Origin of the sequence: Colwellia sp. MB02u-10, assembly GCF_014077185.1 — a bacterium.
Taxonomy (GTDB): domain Bacteria; phylum Pseudomonadota; class Gammaproteobacteria; order Enterobacterales; family Alteromonadaceae; genus Cognaticolwellia.
Window position 1 is genome coordinate 1 of the sequence record NZ_JACGVK010000099.1, and the last position, 1,342, is coordinate 1,342.

At 41.5% G+C, this 1,342-nt stretch carries 1 protein-coding gene; it reads right to left on the reverse strand.

Annotated elements, in window-relative coordinates; translation table 11 throughout:
* A partial coding sequence (locus H4J59_RS04020) for an IS4 family transposase (RefSeq protein WP_182237001.1) occupies positions 1 to 1,249 on the reverse strand: 1,249 nt, incomplete at its 3' end.
* Between the last annotated feature and the right edge of the window lie 93 nt (positions 1,250 to 1,342).

Consider the following 1,342-nt stretch of genomic DNA (forward strand, 5'->3'; position numbering starts at 1 on the left):
GAGGAAACGTTCTCTCTCGCCGAGGCGGTAAAATAAGACTTTCAGCCATATTGTAAAAATTCTTCAACTGCCGTGGAATTGCACCCGGTGTGGAATAGGGTAAGCCTACAAGTAAGCGCATAATATGCGCTAATGCCCCATTAAAACTCAGTTGATATGGCAGATAGTTTCCTTTTAACGTATGACACATTTTTACCATTTGATACCTGAGCATATTATAGGTCAGCAATATCCCCCATAATTCTTGTTTCACTAACTCTGGTAACCGACTCCTGAGTGTTAATCGGTTTCCGAGCATGTATTGCTTTTGCTCTCGATAACCAAGCTCTATTTCCCAGCGATGCCCGTATAAATCAGCTATATCACACGATGGAAAACGCATAGGGTCAACCATTGAGGTAAGTACATCGTATTGTTTCCCTTTGATTTTACGTGAAACTAAGCGTACAACGAGTGTCTCAGGTAATGTAGGCCAAAGCTTTCTAGCACGAGGGTTACTGGATAATCGTACCAACTTGTCATTACGACCAAGCTTACGAACTTCTTCATATTGTACGTTTTTCTTGAGTGGAATAAGCCAGTGACGCTCTGTCCCTGTTGATTGCCATTTGTGCAGTAATCCAAGTGAGTAAAAGCCTTTATCGAACAAGGTAAGGCTATTATCAGGTGTTGTATCAATGAGTTTTTCTGCCAATATCATCTCATTTACCGTGTAATCATCAAAGGCACTGGCAGTAATAAGGTGGCTACTTAACTCCATCTGACAAACCATACGAACTTGAGGGTACTGTGTGTTTTTAGGAACAGTAAATGCTTCATTGTTTGCGTCTGAGTCAGGCGTTCGCCAAACAACGCCATCAACACTCAATAAGGTAAGGCCGTTCCATTGTGGCAAGTTAGCTTGCTCGAACCAATGCGCCTGAGTACACTGAAATAAGGCTTTCATTGCCGCTTCACCTAAATTTTTTCTGCGTTGAGTTAACGCACTTGGCGCAACAAAAGGTTTACCTTCTCGGTCAACGATATCGAGTTGGTTAACAATGTCAGCCATTGATTTGTCATTGTAGATAGCCATGCCAACGAGTAACCACGCCATAGACTCTAAGGTTAACTTACGTTTTCGCATCGTCACTGTATCTGTTAACGCATAAGCTTCGTGAATAAGCTCCAGTGGTAAAAGATCTGCAAGCGTTTCGACTTGGTTAGGTTTCCATTGATTAATAATGTCTAGGGCTTGTGATACTTGCATAAAAATAAAGGCTTCTAAGTAAACTTAGAAGCCTTTATACAGGGTCTAGATGATCGTTCAACCGATCTGTTTTAGCTTAAATGATCGGCATTA